This is a genomic window from Phenylobacterium sp. T106 (assembly GCF_057219735.1).
The window spans coordinates 452,858-470,535 of the sequence record NZ_JBXVWA010000002.1 but is presented as its reverse complement, the minus strand read 5'-3'; the positions used below and the strand labels follow the sequence as shown (position 1 = coordinate 470,535).

At 71.9% G+C, this 17,678-nt stretch carries 15 protein-coding genes; 7 read left to right on the top strand and 8 right to left on the bottom strand.

Features of this window, described 5'->3' with window-relative positions:
• The first annotated feature begins 6 nt into the window (after window positions 1-6).
• The 3 genes from AC2D8W_RS06965 to AC2D8W_RS06955 all read left to right on the top strand — a co-directional run bounded on the left by AC2D8W_RS06965 (window position 7) and on the right by AC2D8W_RS06955 (window position 5,179).
• On the top strand, window positions 7-1,971 hold the full coding sequence (locus AC2D8W_RS06965; RefSeq protein WP_484670923.1) for a serine hydrolase domain-containing protein: 1,965 nt from the start codon (window positions 7-9) through the stop codon (window positions 1,969-1,971).
• Window positions 1,972-2,032: 61 nt separating this feature from the next.
• Window positions 2,033-3,634: an amidase gene (locus tag AC2D8W_RS06960; RefSeq protein ID WP_484670922.1), complete on the top strand. Its 1,602-nt coding sequence runs from the start codon at window positions 2,033-2,035 to the stop codon at window positions 3,632-3,634.
• A 333-nt stretch (window positions 3,635-3,967) separates the two neighbouring features.
• On the top strand, window positions 3,968-5,179 hold the full coding sequence (locus AC2D8W_RS06955) for a glycosyltransferase (protein ID WP_367118724.1): 1,212 nt from the start codon (window positions 3,968-3,970) through the stop codon (window positions 5,177-5,179).
• 17 nt (window positions 5,180-5,196) lie between these two features.
• On the opposite strand, the gene AC2D8W_RS06950 is transcribed toward AC2D8W_RS06955, so the two are convergent.
• Both AC2D8W_RS06950 and AC2D8W_RS06945 read right to left on the bottom strand, forming a co-directional pair.
• A complete protein-coding gene (locus AC2D8W_RS06950; protein ID WP_484670921.1) occupies window positions 5,197-6,432 on the bottom strand; it encodes an acyl-CoA dehydrogenase family protein in 1,236 nt (411 codons plus the stop codon).
• 208 nt (window positions 6,433-6,640) lie between these two features.
• On the bottom strand, window positions 6,641-7,753 hold the full coding sequence (locus tag AC2D8W_RS06945; RefSeq protein ID WP_484670920.1) for an acyl-CoA dehydrogenase family protein: 1,113 nt from the start codon (window positions 7,751-7,753) through the stop codon (window positions 6,641-6,643).
• Window positions 7,754-7,912: 159 nt separating this feature from the next.
• Between AC2D8W_RS06945 and AC2D8W_RS06940 the strand changes: the two genes are divergently transcribed.
• The 4 genes from AC2D8W_RS06940 (at window position 7,913) to AC2D8W_RS06925 (ending at window position 13,902) form a co-directional block, all read left to right on the top strand.
• Complete coding sequence (locus AC2D8W_RS06940) at window positions 7,913-8,281, top strand: endonuclease domain-containing protein (RefSeq protein ID WP_484671049.1); 369 nt, start codon at window positions 7,913-7,915, stop codon at window positions 8,279-8,281.
• A 230-nt stretch (window positions 8,282-8,511) separates the two neighbouring features.
• Window positions 8,512-9,084 (top strand): hypothetical protein, encoded by a 573-nt coding sequence (locus AC2D8W_RS06935; RefSeq protein ID WP_484670919.1) that lies wholly within the window; start codon window positions 8,512-8,514, stop codon window positions 9,082-9,084.
• 245 nt (window positions 9,085-9,329) lie between these two features.
• Window positions 9,330-11,945, top strand: a complete 2,616-nt coding sequence (gene pepN, locus AC2D8W_RS06930) for an aminopeptidase N (protein ID WP_484670918.1) — start codon at window positions 9,330-9,332, stop codon at window positions 11,943-11,945.
• Between the two features lie 100 nt (window positions 11,946-12,045).
• Entirely contained in the window at window positions 12,046-13,902 is a 1,857-nt protein-coding gene (locus AC2D8W_RS06925; RefSeq protein WP_293484934.1) for a PAS domain-containing sensor histidine kinase, read from the top strand.
• Window positions 13,903-13,911: 9 nt separating this feature from the next.
• On the opposite strand, the gene AC2D8W_RS06920 is transcribed toward AC2D8W_RS06925, so the two are convergent.
• From AC2D8W_RS06920 to AC2D8W_RS06895, 6 genes are all read right to left on the bottom strand, one after another.
• Window positions 13,912-14,373 carry a hypothetical protein gene (locus AC2D8W_RS06920; RefSeq protein WP_484670917.1) on the bottom strand — a complete coding sequence of 154 codons (462 nt, stop codon included), beginning with the start codon at window positions 14,371-14,373 and terminating at the stop codon, window positions 13,912-13,914.
• 214 nt (window positions 14,374-14,587) lie between these two features.
• On the bottom strand, window positions 14,588-15,517 hold the full coding sequence (locus AC2D8W_RS06915) for a Tox-REase-5 domain-containing protein (RefSeq protein WP_484670916.1): 930 nt from the start codon (window positions 15,515-15,517) through the stop codon (window positions 14,588-14,590).
• A gap of 200 nt (window positions 15,518-15,717) precedes the next feature.
• Window positions 15,718-16,218, bottom strand: coding sequence for a periplasmic heavy metal sensor (locus tag AC2D8W_RS06910; protein WP_484670915.1), 501 nt, complete (start codon window positions 16,216-16,218; stop codon window positions 15,718-15,720).
• Window positions 16,218-16,634 carry a hypothetical protein gene (locus AC2D8W_RS06905; protein ID WP_484670914.1) on the bottom strand — a complete coding sequence of 139 codons (417 nt, stop codon included), beginning with the start codon at window positions 16,632-16,634 and terminating at the stop codon, window positions 16,218-16,220. Before AC2D8W_RS06905 ends, AC2D8W_RS06910 begins: the two co-directional genes overlap by 1 nt.
• Window positions 16,635-16,641: 7 nt before the next feature.
• A complete protein-coding gene (locus tag AC2D8W_RS06900) occupies window positions 16,642-17,184 on the bottom strand; it encodes an RNA polymerase sigma factor (protein WP_293484931.1) in 543 nt (180 codons plus the stop codon).
• A 29-nt stretch (window positions 17,185-17,213) separates the two neighbouring features.
• On the bottom strand, window positions 17,214-17,663 hold the full coding sequence (locus AC2D8W_RS06895) for an EF-hand domain-containing protein (RefSeq protein WP_484670913.1): 450 nt from the start codon (window positions 17,661-17,663) through the stop codon (window positions 17,214-17,216).
• Between the last annotated feature and the right edge of the window lie 15 nt (window positions 17,664-17,678).

Genomic DNA, 17,678 nt, shown 5'->3' with positions numbered 1-17,678 from the left:
GCGAAAATGAAGGCATCGGTCCGCGCCCTGGCCTGCGTCCTCGCGGTCCTGACCGCAGCGCTCGTCCCCGTCGCCGCCCCGGCACAGCCGGCCCCCGGCGCGATCCCGCTGACCGCCGCCCAGCCGATACCGCCCGCGGAGCTCGCCGCCTTCGTCGACGCCACGGTCGAGCAGGCGATGCGGGCCGAGCATATCGCCGGCGTCACCGTTTCGGTGGTCCAGGACGGACAGGTCGTCTTCAAGAAGGGCTACGGCGTCGCCAGCCTGAGGCCCCGGCAGGCCGTCGACCCCGACCGCACGCTGTTCCGCATCGGCTCGATCTCCAAGACCTTCACCTGGATCTCGATCATGCGACAGGTGGAGGCCGGCCGCATGCGCCTGGACGCCCCGGTCGACGCCTACCTGCCGGCGTCGCTGCGGACCGGGAACGGCGCCTTCGGCCGCCCGATCCGGGTCCTCGACCTCATGAACCACGCCCCCGGCTTCGAGGACCACGTGTTCGGCGTGCTGTTCGAGCGCGAGCCCTCGCAGGTGCGGGCCCTCGACGCCTGGCTGGCCCAGGAGCGCCCGCGGCAGGTGCGCCCGCCCGGCGTGCTGGCCAGCTACTCCAACTACGGGGCCGCGCTGGCCGGGGCGGCGGTGTCCCACGCCACCGGACGGCCCTTCGAGGAGCTGGTGGAGTCAACCATCACCGAGCCGCTCGGCATGACCCGCACCACCTTCCGCGAGCCCCGGGCGCCGCAGGCCGGCCTGCCGCTGCCGATGTCCGGGGCGATGGCGGCGGACGCCTCCCGCGCCTTCCACTGGAACGGCGTGACCCTGGAACAACGGCCGTACGAGTACATCGGCCAGATCGCCCCCGCCGGCTCGGCCTCCTCCACGGCCGCCGACATGGCGCGCTACATGCTGATGCTGCTGAACGACGGCGAGCTCGACGGCCGGCGCATCTACGGCCCGGCCGCCGCGCGGGCGTTCCAGACCCCCAGCCTCCCGGCCCCCGCGGGCCGAGCGATCCGGCACGGCTTCTTCGACCGCCCCCTCCCCGGCGGGTTCATGGGCTACGGCCACAACGGCGGCACCATGTCGTTCTTCTCGGACATGGCGGTCGTGCCGGCGCTGCGCCTGGGGGTGTTCATCTCCACCAACACCGACACCGGGGGCCGGCTGCAGGGCGAGCTGCTGCCCGCCATCGTGCGCCGCTTCTACACGGCCCCCCAGCCGTTCCCGCCGCCGCCCGATCCCCGCCTCGCCGCCGTCGCCGACCGCTACGTCGGGCGCTACCTGCCGACGCGCCGGGCCTATGGCGGCCTCGAGGGGTTCGTGCACCGCATCGCCTTCGGCGCGGACGTGGGCGTCACCAGCGAGGGTTACCTGACCCTCGGCGGACTGTCGGCCGCCGGCGCCTTCGCGCCCGTGGGCGATCCGGCGCAGGGCCGCTTCGCCTCGCTCGCCGACGGCGCCCCGCTGCAGTTCACCCGGCGCGCCGGCGTGGTCGAGGCGCCCCTGGGCGCGGCGACGCTGCAGCGGGTGGGTCCCCTGGACGCGCCCGGCCCGCTCGTGCTGCTCACCGTCCTCGCGACGCTCGCCAGCGTGCTGACGCTGCTCGGCCTCGGCTATCGCGCCCGCCAGGCGCCGGCCGGGCGCTGGCAGCGCCTCGCCGGCCGCGCCCAGGTCGTCCAGGCGCTCGCCTGGCTGGGCGCGCTCGTCGCGCTCGCGTCGTTCCTGCAGGGCGCGGCCGATCCGGCGCAGATCGTCTTCGGCTGGCCCAGCCCCACGCTGATCGCCGCCTCGACGCTGGCGCTCGTCGCCGCGCTGGTCTCGCTCGCGGCCGCGCCGGCCGTCGCGCTCGCCTGGCGCGAAGAGGGCTGGGGCCTGCGCCGCAAGGCCGCCGCCACCCTGACGGCCGTCATCGGCATCGCCCTGGCGGCCCTGCTGCTGCGCTGGGGCTTCCTGGCGCCCTGGAGTTCCTGAGCCGCCTTCCCCGGCCGCGCCGACGCGCTACAAGGTGTCGGCAGTCCAGGGGGAGGTTCGCATGACCAGGCTTGCCAGCGCATTGGCCGCGGCCGCGGCGGTGATGGCCGGGACCCAGGGGCACGCCCAGTCCATCAGCCCCTACGCCTCGGCCGGCGAGCAGCAGGCGGCCATGACGGACGGCCGCGTCACCTCCGAGCAGCTGGTCCGCGCCTACCTCGAGCGGATCGAGCGCATCGACCGCGCCGGCCCCAAGCTCAACGCCGTGCTGGCCGTCAACGCCAACGCCGTGGCCGACGCCCGCCGGCGCGACGCCGAACGCCGGGCGGGCCAGGTCCGCGGGCCGCTGCACGGCGTGCCGGTGCTGCTCAAGGACAACATCGAGTCGTCCGACGGCGCGCCCACCACGGCCGGCTCGCTGGCCCTGCTCGGCAACGTCTCGGGGCGGGATGCGCCCATCGTGAAGCGGCTCACCGACGCGGGCGCGGTGATCCTCGGCAAGACCAACCTGTCCGAATGGGCGAACTTCCGCTCCACCCGCTCGATCAGCGGCTGGAGCGCCGTGGGCGGCCTGGTGCGCAACCCCTATTCGCTCGACCGCACCGCCTGCGGCTCGTCGTCGGGCTCGGGCGCCGCCATCGCCGCGGGCCTCGCCGCGGTCGCCCTGGGCACCGAGACGGACGGCTCGGTGACCTGTCCGGCGGCCATGAACGGCGTGGTCGGCCTGAAGCCCACCGTGGGGCTCGTCTCGCGCACCTTCATCGTGCCCATCTCGCCCGAGCAGGACACCGCCGGGCCCATGACCCGCACCGTCGCCGACGCCGCCGCGCTCCTGGGCGTCATCGCCGGCTCCGATCCCGCCGACCCGGCCACGCGCGACGCCGACGCGCGCAAGGCCGACTATCTCAAGGCGCTCGACCGCGACGCCCTCAAGGGCGCCCGCATCGGCGTCTGGTTCCCGTGGAAGGGGCGCTCGCCCGCCACCGACGCGGTCTTCGCTGCGGCGCTCGAGACGCTGAAGGCCCGGGGCGCGGTCCTGGTGGAGATCAAGGGTCCCGACGACGCCACCATGGCGAAGATCGCCGAGCTGGAGGGCGACTGCCTGCGCACCGAGTTCAAGGCCGCCCTCGACGCCTATCTCGCCACCACGCCGCCCGCGGTGAAGGCCCGCACCCTCGAGGCGCTGATCGCCTTCAACAAGGCCGAGGCCGGGCGCGAGATGCCCCTCTTCGCCCAGGAGATCTTCGAGGCCGCCCAGGCCCAGCCCCCGGTCACCGACCCCGCCCACCGCGAGAAGCGCGCGACCGCCGCCCGCCTTGCCCGCGAATCCCTCGACCGGATGCTCGCCGACAGCAACCTGGTCGCCATCGTCTCGCCCAGCGGCGGGCCGCCCGCGATCGTCGATCCGGTGAACGGGGGCGGCTTCTTCGGTTCGCCGTCGCGCCTGCCGGCGGTGTCGGGCTATCCGCACCTCACCGTTCCGGCGGGCTACGCCGGCGGGCTGCCGATCGGCGTCTCCTTCCTCGGGCCGGCCTGGTCCGAGGCGCGGCTCCTATCGCTGGGCTTCGCGTTTGAGCAGGCCGCCCGGGCGCGCCGCGAGCCCGAGTTCCTGCGCTCCGCCGCCGACCGCCCGGACGTCGCCCGCGCCTACGACCCCCGTTAGGGTTCAGACCCGGTCTTCACGGCAGCGGATCGTCCCGGCGGGATGCGCTCAGGCGCAACTTCCCCAGGTCTCGCGGGTTAAGGCCCACGCGGTGAGTTCCGTGGAGGCCTCGGATGATTGCGCCGGCGAGACGCCAAGGCCTTGAAAGCGCCGCTGTGGGCGCTGACATGGGGGGCGGGCCACCCCCGGCCCGTGTGTCATTCCTGGGTGGTCCCCCTGGCCAGGCCTTCCGACAAGCGCCCCGTCCGGCTCGCCGCGGCCCGACGCCGTAAGCGCGGTCCCGTGCCTTCGCCCACGACCCTCCAGGCGACCGTTCAGGGGAGACACGACCGCGTGTTCGACGCCATCGCGCCCAAGTACGCCAACCTCATCCGGCTGGACCCCGGCGTCGCCGCGTCCCTGCGCGAGGCGCGCCCCGGCGGCTTCCACCTGATCGACACCACCATGATGTACGCGCCGAAGTCCGGCGGCGTGAAGCGCTACCTGATGGCCAAGCGGGCGTGGCTCGCCCGTCGGCGGCCCGACGTGCGCCACACCCTCGTGGTGCCCGGCGCGCGCACGCAGGTCGAGGCCGAGGGCCTGGTGACCGTGGCCGCCACGCGCCTTCCGTTCGGCAACGGATACCGGATGCCCGCCAATCTCACGAAGTGGGAGACGGTGCTGCGCCTCCTGGAGCCCGAGATCATCGAGGCGGGCGACGTCTTCGTGCCCGGCCACGCCGCGCTCGAGGCGGGCGAGGCGATGGGCGTCCCCGTCGTCGGCTTCTGCCACACCGACGCGGCGGCCCTGGCGGCCCTGCACTTCGGCGAGTGGGCCGAGGCGCCCACCTTCAACTTCTGGGCCCAGGCCTACCAGCGCTTCGACCACGTGGTGGCGCCCAGCCGGCACATGGCGGCCCGTCTCGCCGACGCCGGCGTGCAGCGCCTGTCGATCCAGCAGCTCGGCGTCGACACCGACCTCTTCCACCCCGCGCGCGGCGACCGCGCGCGCCTGTTCAGGCGGCTGGGCCTTTCGCCCGACACGCGCCTGCTCGTGTTCGCCGGGCGGCCGGCCCGCGAGAAGAACATCGACTCCATGGTCGCCGCCGTCGAGCGCCTGGGCGCGCCCTACAAGCTCTTGCTCGTCGGGGCCGGCAAGGACGTGGCCTGGTCGCCCCAGGTGATCAGCCTCGACTTCGAGCGCGACCCGGTGAAGCTCGCCGGCCTGCTGGCCTCGTGCGACGCGGCCCTGCACGCCAACGAGAACGAGATCTTCGGCCTCTTCGTGCTCGAGGCCATGGCCGCCGGCCTGCCCGTCGTGGGCTCGCGCCGCGGCGGCGTGGGCGAGCTGATCGACCTCCAGGTGGGCCAGCCCGCCCAGAACGTCGAGCCCGGCGGCCTCGCCGAGGCCATCGAGGCCCTCTTCGCCCGCGACGTGGCCGAGGTGGGCCGCGCCGCCCGCCGCCGCGCCGAGACGCGCCACGGCTGGGACGCCACCTTCGAGGCCCTGGCGCGCCTCTACGGCCAGCTCATCGCCGGCCGCCAGCCGCTGGCGCTGACGGCCTGAGCCGCTGGCCGGGCGGCCTATCGCCCCGTCGGCAGGTCCTTGAACGCCACGTCCTTGTCGACGCGGATGTCGCCCGGCAGGCCCAGCACCCGCTCGGCGATGATGTTCTTCAGGATCTCGTCGGTGCCGCCGGCGATCCGCAGGCCCGGCGCGCTCATCAGCGAGGCGTGGAAGCCGCCGTTCAGCGGCGCCAGGTCGGGGTCGTTGATGATGCCGAACTGATCCAGCAGCTCGACCGCCGAGTTGGCCAGGTCCTGCATCTGGCCGGCTGCGACGATCTTGCCGATCGAGCTCTCGGGCCCCGGCGTCTGGCCCCGGCTCAGCGCCGTCATGGTGCGGTTGCGGGTGTGCTTCAGCCCCTCGGACTGCACGTACCAGTCGGCGATCTTCTCGCGCACCGTCTGGTCCTTCAGCGCCGGTCCGCCGTCCAGGCCGGTCAGCCCGCGCGCGGCTTCCATGAACTCGGCCCAGCCCGCGCCGGACGATCCGCCCACCGCCAGCCGCTCGTTCATCAGCGTCACCAGGCTTACCTTCCAGCCGTCGCCCACCGCGCCCAGCCGCTGGCTGTCGGGCACGCGCACGTCGGTGAAGAAGACCTCGTTGAAGCCCGAGCCGCCCGACATCTGGTGGATCGGCCGCACCTCGATCCCCGGGTCGCTCATGTCGACCCAGAACATCGTCATCCCCTTGTGCTTCGGCACGTCCGGGTCGGTCCGCACGACGACGATCCCGAAGTTCGAGAACTGGGCTCCCGTCGTCCACACCTTCTGGCCCGAGATGATCCAGTCGCCCGAGCCGTCCTCGGCCCGCACCGCCCGGGTCCGCGCGGCGGCCACGTCCGACCCGCCGGACGGCTCGGAGAAGAGCTGGCACCAGATCTCCTCGCCGCGCAGCGCGGGGCCCACGAACCGCTTCTTGGTCGCCTCGTCGGCGAAGGCCATGACCGTCGGCACGCACATGCCCAGCCCGATCTGGAACGGGTTCGGCGGCACCGGGTGCCTGGCCTCCTCGGTGTTGAAGATCACCTGCTGGATCGGCGTGCCGCCGGGCCCGCCCCACTCCTTGGGCCAGGTGATCTGGGCGTAGCCGGCGGCCGCCTTCTTGGCCTGCCAGGCCTTGGACGCGGCCATGGTGTCCTTGGTCCCGCCTTCCAGGTCGTCTCCGCCCACGCTCGCCTTCGGCGCGTTGGCCTCCAGCCACTTGCGCACCTCGGCGCGATAGGCGGCTTCTTCAGGGCTGTCATTGAAGTCCATCTCGAGTCCTCCTGCACGCGGGGCTGGCCCCTGCGCACCTAAAGCTCCGTTATGGCCCGGTTATCCGGGCCACCCATTGGGCTGTGAATCCGTCGCGACCCTCGCCGCCGCCGCCGCCGCCGCGCGCAGCCCGCGCCGCCCAGCCCAGTGGATCCCCCGGACAAGCCGGGGGATGATGACCGGTGAGGGGGGCCGAACGCCTCATCGCTTAAGCGGCGTTTCGGCGTTCGAGGTGGCTCACCAGCCGCTCCTTCCAGACCCGCGGCGCGCCCGCCACCAGGACCAGCTGCCGCGAGCGGCGGTAGTAGAGGTGGGCGTCCACGTCCCAGGTGAAGCCGATGCCGCCGTGGGTCTGGATGTTCTCCTTGGCCGCGAACCAGAACGCCTCGCTGGCGGCGATCCGCGCCGCGCTGGCCGCCACCGGCAGCTCGCGCGCGTTCGTATTCAGCGCCCAGGCCCCGTAGTAGGCGTTCGACCGCGCCAGCTCGTTCTTCACGTACATGTCGGCCAGCTTGTGCTTGATCGCCTGGTAGCTCGCGATCACGCGGCCGAACGCATAGCGCTCCAGCGCATAGGCCTTGGCCATCTCCAGCGCCCGGTCGGCGCCGCCCGTCTGCTCGAACGCCAGCAGAACCGCCGCCCGGTCGCTCACCTGTTCCAGCAGCGCGAAGCCCTCGCCCGCCCCGCCCAGCCGCTCGGCCGCCGCGCCCTCGAAGGTGAGGCGCGCCGCGTCGCGCGTCGGATCCAGCGTCTTCAGGCTCTCCCGCGTCACGCCCGCCGACAGGTCCACCAGGAACAGCCCCGGCTGGCCGTTCTCCTTGGCCAGCACCAGCGCATGGGTGGCGATGTCGCCGTCGGTCACCGGCAGCTTCACGCCCGAGAGCCGCCCGCCCGAGACGCTGGCCTGCAGCGCGCCCGCGGTGATCACGCCCGGCCCCTCCGAGCTCGCCACGCAGCCGATGACCTCGCCCGCCGCGATCTTCGGCAACAGCGCCGCCTTCTGCGCGTCCGAGCCCGCCAGCATCAGCGCCTCGGCCAGGAAGTAGACGGTGGAGGCGAACGGGATCGGGGCCACCACGCGGCCCAGCTCCTCGGCGATGGCGCACAGTTCGATGTGCCCCAGCCCCAGCCCGCCGTGTTCCTCCGGGATCGCCGCCCCCAGCCAGCCCTGCTCGGCCACGGCCGTCCACAGCGCCTCGTCATAGGCCTTCCCGTCGTCGTCCAGCACCTTGCGGACGCGGCTGGTCGGGCAGTTCGCCTCCAGAAACTTCCGCGCCTCGTTCTTCAGGAACTTCTGGTCGTCGGTGTAGTCGAAATTCATCTGACCCCATCCCGCCGGCGATCCCGGCTGACGCTTCCTCTGCCCCCACTCTGGCGCGCGGACGCCGCGGAAGGAAAGAGCGTTCCCCTTCCCTTCCCGCCGTGCGGGAAGGGAAGGTCCCCCTTGACGCTTCTGTTCTCTATATGTTCCGATCGCCGCGTGGTGACCCGGACCTCCACGAAAATCGCCAATCGCGCTCGGGCCCTGCGAATGCGCATGACCGAGCCTGAGGTCATGCTCTGGTCGCGGCTGAAGGGGCGCATGGAAGGCAGACCGATCTTCCGGCGGCAGTTCGCCCACCATTCGATGATCTTCGACTTCTACTGTCCCGCGGCCCGCCTGGCCGTGGAGATCGACGGCGCCACCCATTGGAGCGACGAGAAGCAGGCGAAGGACGCCGCCCGGGACCGCTGGCTCGGCGCGCGCGGCATAACGGTCGTGCGGATCGGCGCAGGTTCCGTCTACCGCGACGCCCGCGCCGTAGCCGATGGCCTGATCGTCGCAGCCCTCGCCCGAACCCGCCCCTGATCCTTCCCTTCCCGCGAGCGGGAAGGGGGGACCGCTCGCCGAAGAGCGAGCGGTGGGAAGGGAAAGCCACCGCACGGCGACTGAGCCCACCCCTCCCGCGCCCGCCGCCTGCCCTTCCCACCATTCGCTCTACGCCCTGCGGGCTCGGCGAACGGTCCCCCCTTCCCGCGAGCGGGAAGGGAAGGGACCTACGACCGCTTTTGACGCACCCGCCGGTTCTCCTGCCCCGCATGTCCGAGGCCCTGTCCCTCACCGATCGCATCGCCGCCCGGCTGGAGCGGCTGGCCGAGATGGATCTCGCGGCCGCCGAGAAGGTGCACGCCCAGCTCATGGCAGCCGAGACGCCCCAGGAGACGGCCAGCCTCGGCCGGGCCTACCAGCGGGCGTCGCGGACCCTGCGCCAGACGCTGATGCTGCAGATGAAGCACGTCCGCGAGCGCGAGGCGGCCGACGACGACCTGGCGTGGTCCTCGGGCCCGCCGCCGCTGTCGCAGGCGGAGTTCACGCAGCGCATGGACGCGCGCATCGGCGCCCTGCAGGACGCTGTCCGCCGCGTGGCCGCGGCGGCGCATCCCGATGCGCCCAGGCTGCAGCGCGAGGCGCTGGACCGGCTGGACGTGGAACTCGACGCCTGGCTGCTGCGCGGCGACTTCCTCATCGAGCCCTTCGACGACCAGGTGAGGCAAGCCTGCCGCCGCCTGGACCTCCCGCCGGACCTCGCGGCCCGCTGGCGCGACCTGCCCCAGCCCGCAGAAACCTTCGACCCGGCCGAGACGGAACCGCCCCTCACCGACACCGGCTGACCCCGCCTCCCCTTCCCTTCCCGCCCTGCGGGAAGGGGGGACCGCTCGCCGAAGAGCGAGCGGTGGGAAGGGAAAACCACCGCACGGCGACTAGGCTCACCCCAACCCGCGCCCGCCGCCAACCCTTCCCACCATTCGCTCTACGCCCTGCGGGCTCGGCGAACGGTCCCCCCTTCCCGCGAGCGGGAAGGGAAAGCCCCGCGGCTGGCCTTGGCGCCGCCGCAGTCGCCCGCCTAGATGGAGCCATGCGCACCGACACGCCCCAGCCCATCAAGCTCTCCGAGTACCGTCCGCCGGCCTTCCTGGTGGACGAGGTCCATCTGACGTTCGACCTGCAGCCCAACGCCACGCGCGTGCGGGCGCGGCTGGCCGTGCGCCGCAACGGCGACCACGCCGAGCCGCTCCGGTTCAACGGCGAGCGCCTGAAGCCGCTGAGCGTGGCCGTCGACGGCCGCGTCCTCGGCGCCGACGAGCATGCCATCGACGCGGAATTCCTCACGGTTCACGCCACGCCCGACGCCTTCACGCTGGAAACCGAGGTCGAGATCGACCCGGCCAACAACAAGGCCCTCGAGGGCCTCTACATGTCGGGCGGCCGCTTCTGCACCCAGTGCGAGGCCGAGGGCTTCCGCAAGATCACCTACTGGCCCGACCGCCCGGACGTGCTGTCGCGGTTCACGGTGCGCATCGAGGCCGACCGCACGTTCCGCCACCTGCTCGCCAACGGGAACCTGATCGAGCGGGGCGAGCTGCCGGGCGGGCGTCACTTCGCGGTCTGGAACGACCCCTTCCCCAAACCCAGCTACCTCTTCGCCCTGGTGGCCGGCGAGCTCGACGTGCTCGAGGACCGGCTCGTCACCATGAGCGGCCGCACCGTCGAGCTGAAGATCTACGTCGATCCCGGCATGGCCCCGCGCGCCGCCTACGCCATGGACGCGCTCAAGCGCTCGATGAAATGGGACGAGGAGGCCTACGGCCGCGAGTACGACCTCGACCTCTTCATGATCGTCGCCGTGCGCGACTTCAATTTCGGGGCGATGGAGAACAAGGGGCTGAACGTCTTCAACTCCTCGCTGCTGCTCGCCGACCCGGCGACCGCCACCGACGCCGACTACGAGCGCATCGAGGCGGTCGTGGCGCACGAGTACTTCCACAACTGGACCGGCAACCGGATCACCTGCCGCGACTGGTTCCAGCTCTGCCTCAAGGAAGGCCTGACCGTCTTCCGCGAGCAGGGGTTCTGCGCCGACATGCGCGGCGAGGCCGTCACCCGCATCAAGGCGGTCAAGGCGCTGCGCAGCCGCCAGTTCGCCGAGGACCAGGGGCCCCTCGCCCACCCGGTCCGGCCGTCCAGCTACATGAAGATCGAGAACTTCTACACGGCGACCATCTACGAGAAGGGCTCCGAGGTCATCGGCATGCTGAAGACCCTGATCGGGGCCGAGGCGTTCCGGAAGGGCATGGACCTCTACTTCGAGCGCTGGGACGGCCAGGCCACCACCGTCGAGGCCTTCATCCAGTGCTTCGCCGAGACCTCCGGCCGCGACCTCACGGACTTCTTCGCCTGGTACGAGCAGGCCGGCACGCCCCGCATCGCCGTCTCGGGCCTCTACGACGAGGCCGCGCGGACGCTGGAGCTGACGCTCACCCAGGCCAACCCGCCCACCAGCGGCCAGGCCGACAAGCGGCCGGTGCCGATCCCGGTGACCGTGGGCCTCCTCGACCTCGAGGGCCGCACGCTCGCCTTCGAACGCGACGGCGCCGCCGTGGACGAGACGGTGATCGTCCTCGATCGGCCCGAGCTGAAGGTCACCCTGACCGGCGTCGACAGCCTGCCCGTGGTGTCGGCGCTGCGCGGCTTCTCGGCCCCCGTGGTCATGAAGACCGACGCCGAGCCGAAGGAGCGCTACGTCCAACTCGCCGCCGACCCGGACCTCTTCAACCGCTGGGAAGCGGGCCAGGACCTCGCCGCCGAGCTGATCCTCGCCCGCGCGGCCGGCAAGCCCAACGAGGTGGGCGAGGAACGCTACGCCGAGGCGGTGGGGCGCGCGCTCCTCGACCAGGCCTCGGACAACGCGTTCAAGGCGCTCCTGCTGGCGCTGCCGTCCGAGACGGACCTGGCGCTGCTGCGCCAGCCCGTGGATCCGGCGGCGATCCACGAGGCCCGCGACGCCCTGCGGCTGCGCCTCGCGCTGCATCTGAACGGCGAGCTTCGCCGGCTGCACACCGGCCTGCAGGACCTGGGCGAGTTCTCGCCCGACGCCGCCGGGGCCGGGCGCCGCGCGCTGCGCAACGCCTGCCTCGAGCTGATGGCCGCCAACCCGCGCAACGACGTGGCCGACATCGCCGACGGCCACTACCGCGCGTCGGTGAACATGACCGACATGATCGGCGGCCTGAACGCCCTGATGCTCATCGGCGGGCCCGCCTACGAGGCGGCGCTCGCCGACTTCTACGAGCGCTGGAAGGACGAGCCGCTGGTGATCGACAAGTGGTTCGCCCTGCAGGCCCGCGATCCGGGCGAGGAGGCGCTGGGGCGCATCCTGGCGCTCACCGCCCACCCGGCCTTCGACGAGAAGAACCCCAACCGGCTGCGGGCCCTAGTCTCCAGCTTCGCCAACTTCAACAGCGTCCGCTTCCACGACCCCAGCGGCGCGGGCTACAGGTTCCTGGCCGACCAGATCATCGCGGTCGACCGGTTCAACCCGATGACGGCGGCCCGGCTCGTCGACCCGCTGGGCGGCTGGAAGCGGCTCACACCCGAATTGGGTAACCTCATGAAGGCGCAGCTGGAGCGGATCGTCGCGGTCGAGGGACTTTCCAAGAACGTTTACGAATTGGCCACCCGGGCGCTCAACTGATGCGTCGAAGCCCCATGACCGAACGGGGCGGATCAGCTTAGCCTTGTCTCGCGCCGGGCGTGTCGGCCGGTCGCGGGAGGGACGTGAAGGAGCGGCGGCCTTGGCCGAACGCGCGGGGCATGGACTTGCGGGGGTGACGCCGGAACGGCGTAGCCGACCGCGCGCGCCGGACGCCCGACGCTACTCCCGCCCGGCGATCCAGATCGTCCTCGGCCTGCTGCTGGCGGTCGGGGGCCTGGGCGTCGCCCGCTTCCTGCAGGTGGCGCCCGGCCGGCCGGAACTGATCGCCTGGTTCCTCGTCCCCCTCGCCGTCGCCCTCACCCTGGGCGCCCTCCTCGTCCTCGAGATGCGCCGCGTCGAGCGGGTGCAGGCGGCGCGCACCGACTCCGAGCAGCGCTTCCGGATGGCCGTCGAGGCGGCGCGCTGCGGCATCTGGGAGTGGGACCTGGCGGCCGACAAGATCTTCATGTCCGAGGTCACGGCCGCCCTCTTCGGCTGGCGCTCCGGCGTCGTCGACGGCCAGCAGGTGCTGGACCGCGTGGCGCCCGGCCACCGCGACGACATGCGCGAGGCGCTGAGCACCGCGGCCATCTACGGCGACTTCGACGTGAGCTTCCGCGTGCCGCCGCTCGCCGGCGCGCGCCCGGTGTGGATCGACTTCCGCGGCCGCGGCTTCGGCGAGAGCCCCGAGGGCGGCTTCGCCCGCATCATCGGCGTGGCCCTCGACGTCACCGAGGAGCGACTGGCCCAGGCGCGGGCGCAGTCCGCCGAGAGCCGGCTGCGCGACGCCATCGAGAGCACCTCCGAGGCCTTCGTCCTGTGGGACCGCAACGGGCGGCTGGTGATGTGCAACACCAACTTCCGGGGCTACTTCCAGCTCGACGCCGAGATCCTCAAGACCGGCGTCGGCCGCGAGCAGGTGGAGCGCTCGGCCCGCCTGTCCATCCGGCAGGAGTATCCGGCCCCCGGCGGCCGCCGCGGCGTGCGCGAGGCCGAGCTCACCGACGGCCGCTGGGTGCAGATCTCCGAACGGCCGACCGCCGAGGGCGGCCTCGTGGTCACCGCCGCCGACATCACCGTCCTCAAGACCCAGGAGGAGGCCCGCCGCCTCAAGGAGGAGGAACTCCGCCGCGCCGTGGCCAACCTCGAGCTCAGCCAGGAACAGCTCTCCGAACTGGCCCGCAAGTACGAGGCCGAGAAGATCCGCGCCGAGGCCGCCAGCCAGGCCAAGAGCGACTTCCTCGCCAACATGAGCCACGAGCTGCGCACCCCGCTCAACGCCATCAACGGCTTCTCCGAGATCATGTCCGGCGAGCTCTTCGGCCCCCTCGGCGACGCCCGCTACCGCGACTACGCGAAGGACATCCTGAACTCGGGCCAGCACCTGCTCGCCCTGATCAACGACATCCTCGACATGGCCAAGATCGAGGCCGGCAAGCTCAACCTGCGCTTCGAGCCGATCTGCCTCGAGGAGATCGCCGAGGAAGCGATGCGGCTGGTCCGGAACCGCGCCGAGGCCGCGGGCCTCTCGCTGGTCCTCGACTTCGTTGACCTGCCCGAGGTCGAGGCCGACCACAGGGCGGTGAAGCAGATCCTGCTGAACCTGCTCTCCAACGCCATCAAGTTCACGCCCCGCGGCGGCAGGATCACGGTCAAGGCCGAGCTGCGGGACGACCCGCTCGGCCAACGGGTGAAGGTCTCGGTGCAGGACACCGGCATCGGCATCTCCGCCACCGACCTCGAGCGCCTCGCCCGGCCGTTCGAGCAGGTCGAGAACCAGCACTCGAAGACCACCCAGGGCACGGGCCTCGGCCTCGCGCTCACCAAGTCCCTGGTCGAGATGCACGGCGGCTTGCTGGACCTCCGGAGCGCCCCCGGTCAGGGCACCACGGCCAGCTTCGCCCTGCCGCTCCAGCAGACCCGTCCGGCAGCCCTCCCGGGAGCCGCGGCGGCCTGAGCGGCTGGATCATGGCCAGATCCGCAGCTCTCCTCCTAGGGCCTCGCGAACCTCCGACGCCGCCCCGCCATGCTCGATCCACTCGGCAGGAACCTCTGCCCCCGGAGCGTTCCACGCGATCCACGGACGGCGGTGGCCTTTACCCCCCTCGTACTCCGGCTGAATGAACGCGTTGGCGCAGATCCAGTCCGGCTCGAAGGCATGGCGGAGCGCCTCCACGACCTGCAATCCCGCCGACAGGCACTGCCAGACAGCATTCTCGACGTGATACTCGACCGCAGCGCGGTTCTTGTTGATCCGGCCGCCGTACGCCCCCGCGGACACGAAGACTCCGACGGACCCGCGATGCCGCGGCGGCAGCCTCGCCGAAATGACGAGGCTGTATCCTTCAGGGCTCACAGGGGCGGGCAGTTGCGGGGGATCGAAGCGGGCCTTCCGATCGATCAGCGTCGCCAGATCCTGCTGAGACATCTCCACGATTGGTCCTGGATCGCGTCCTGGCCTGATGGCGCGCATCGCGAATAGGGGCCAGATGTCTCGATGGTCGGGCTCACGCTCGGCCAAGGCACGGCATAGGGACTGGATTCGCCGAGCGATCTCCGTGGCCGACTCCGCACGAGGGCCCCACCCGCAATTGAACCGGCGGCTGTAGTGTTCCGGCTCGTCGCCAAACGACATCTGGACCTCACCGCGCAGGAACGTGCATGGCCGTTATCGGCCTCGTGCCCTCTAGGTCTGAAAAATGCCGGCGCGCCGGCTCTTCCGCGAAGTACCATTCGATCGGGCGCCCTCGCGCTACATCAATCTGCCGGCCGGCCTGACGCTCGAGCCCTCTAGCAACGAAGCGCCCGAACCTCGATTCGAGCAGCGCAGCGTATCGCGGTCCCTTCGCCTCCTGCAGAACCTTCCGGTCGACCTCGCAGCCGTCGAACTTTACGGGTCGCTCGCCACCCGGCAGCCGCACGACATAGTCGACCCCGCGGGCGCCGGTCACCTGCGCCTCGTAGTTCTGCGACCGTTTCGAGTAATGAGGATAGCCAGGGTCGATCTCCCAGCCGCCGTATGGATGGCAGGTTGGATCCCGCTCCCATTTCCCCTTCTCGAGCTGACTTGCGAGTGGCACTTGGCCATCCTGCAGCCGGTCCACAGCGTGAGCGTAGGGTGAGGGCTCCAACTCCGGGCCGTTGATCCGTCGCTGTTGCTCGGCGTAGATCCGCTCGACCTCACGCGCATCGACGATCCCTTCGCCCGCGACGACGAACCGATCGGGCCGCAAGACTGTGGTCTCGATATAGTTCAGTGGGGGCGGCGCCATAGGCTGAACCACATCCGGCCGGTAGTTCGCAAAGTAGCCGTCCGGCTCGCCCGGTCGACTTGGCACACTCTTCGATTGCGGTGCCGCCCGCGTTTCGGGTGGAGGCGGCCGCACCGGCGCCGTTCGGGGTGCTGGAGGCCGGTATCGCGCCTCCTGCCAACGGCCCCCGCCAAAAAATTCGTCGCGTCGCCTCTGCTGCCGAGACGCCCTTTCTTCGGCGATCTCGTCAGGGGTACGGAGATACCAGTCCGCCAGTTCTTCCCCTTCAAGTTCGGCCGGATCCGTCTGCCTGTAGACCATGTTCTATTGCCCCTCGATCCAGGATTGGGGCGTTGATCCGCCAGCGGACGTTCGCTGTCTTGATCAGTCGCACGCAGCTAAATGTCGTCGTGCGCAGCCCATCACATCCTGGCAGAGAGCGCTGAAAATGTCAAGAACAAATACCGAACATACAGCCCGCCGCGCGGCGGCGCCTTACGCGCGGCTCCGCTTTGGTCGTGCTAGTTTTCGACGCGGACGCCGGCCGCCCAGCGACGCTCTCCTCCGCCGGCGCGCCGTAGCGGAGGTCGCGCCAGCGCCTCGCCGAAGCGGGCCCGTTCGGCCTGCGGCAGGGTCGCCGCGAATTGCACCAGCCTCTGGTCCATGGCCTGGCGCACCTCGAATTCCAGCGCCCGCGCCCGCGCCAGTTCCCGGATCGCCCGATCGCCGTCGAACGGCTCGGCGCCGAAACCGTGCAGCGTTTCGCGCAGCAGCCGCCGCGCCTCCCGCGTCTTCAGGCCGTAAGCCTCGCCATAGGTGCGGGCTTGCGATCGCCACGCGGCCTGGGCCTCAGGCGAAAGCGTCCCGACTGCGGCGGCGACCGCCGTCCGGGGTCCGGCGGCGACCGGTCGCCGCGGCTCGTCCTCGCGGGCCATGCGCGCGCCGACAAAGGCTCCGCCGATGAAGACGTTCAGCGCCAGCGAGGCAAACAGGACTGCGAGCAGAAGCGTCGTGCGGCTCATCATGCGTCCTCGTCCAGGTCGAGGGCGTAGTCGTCGCCGTCCACCGCCGTGACCAGCGCCTCGCCGTCGGGCCTGGCCAACCCCGGCGCGCCGAGCTGAGAGCCTGTGAGGACGCCGGCTGCGCAGGCGGCGGCGAGCCCGGCGCCCATCGCCGCCGGGACCAGCCAGGCCCGCCAGCGCGGCGCGCCGGATCGCGGTCCCGTGGCGGCGATACGTTCGGCGAGGCCGGCGCGCGGCCATGGCGCCTCAAACACCGCGAGCAGGCCATCCAGCTCTCCCGCGCGGCCCAGCACCCCCCGCGCCCAGGCCGACCGCGCCGCCATGAGGGCCGCGGCGGCGTCGCGCTCGGCCGCGGGCCAGCGGGCGACGTCGCCGCCATAGGCCTCCGCAAGGGTCTCGAAGCGTTCAGGAGTCATCCCGTCCTCATGTCGCCTTCAGGTCCGCCAGCGCCGCCCTCAGGGCCCGCCGGCCCCGCCCGAGCAGGCTCTCCAGCGCCTCGACGCTGACGCCCATCACGGCCGCCGCCTCGATGTTGCCGAGCTCCTGGTAGTGGCAAAGCACGACCGCCTCCCGCTGACGCTCGGGCAGCGCCTGCAGCGCGGCGGCCACGCGCCGCCCTGTATCCAACGCTTCGAGGCCCCGATCGGGCGCCGGCCCCTCGTCGGCGCGATCGGGCGGGTCGGCGAACGCCAGCTCCCGCCGGCGGCGCAGGCGGTCGTAGCAGAGGTTCAGCGCGACGCGGTGCAGCCAGGTGTCGAACCGCGCCGCGCCCGGACGCCAGCGAGGCGCCTGCTTCCAGATGCGCAGGAAGGCCTCCTGGGCCACGTCCTCCGCCTCGCGGTCGTCGCCGAGCATGCGGCCCGCCAGCGACAGGAGGCGCGGCAGCTTGCGGGCCACGAGGGCGCGCACCGCGGCCGGGTCTCCCTGCGCCACGCGGGCCAAGAGCTGCTCGTCGGGATCCCCCAAGCCTGACCTCGCCGGCGGGCTGACGGCCGCTATTCAGGGCCCGGACCGCCACGCATCCGCTGCCGCATCATGAGGAGCTCTCCCTTCGAGAGCCAGCCGTCCTTGTTCGTGTCAGCCATCCTGAACCGCTGCTCGCTCATGGCCGACATCTCGGCCTTGGTGACGGACCCGTCCTTGTTGGCGTCCATGCGGGCGAGGAACATGCCCCCGCCGCCGGGGCCGCCCGGACCTCGCCCCGAGGCCTCGGCCCGCTTGCGCGCGGCCTCCATTTCCGCCTGGGTGATCTTGCCGTCGCCGTCGCCGTCCATCCGGGCGAACATCCGCGACTGGCGCTCGGACTGACTGGCCTTGAACTCGGCGAGCGTGACCTTGCCGTCCTTGTCCGTGTCCGGATTGGGCGCCTGGCGGCCGCCCGGCTGGGCCTGGGCCGCGCCGGCCAGGAAAGCGGTGGCGGCGGCGATGATGAGAATGCGCGTCATGAGACCTCGATGTGC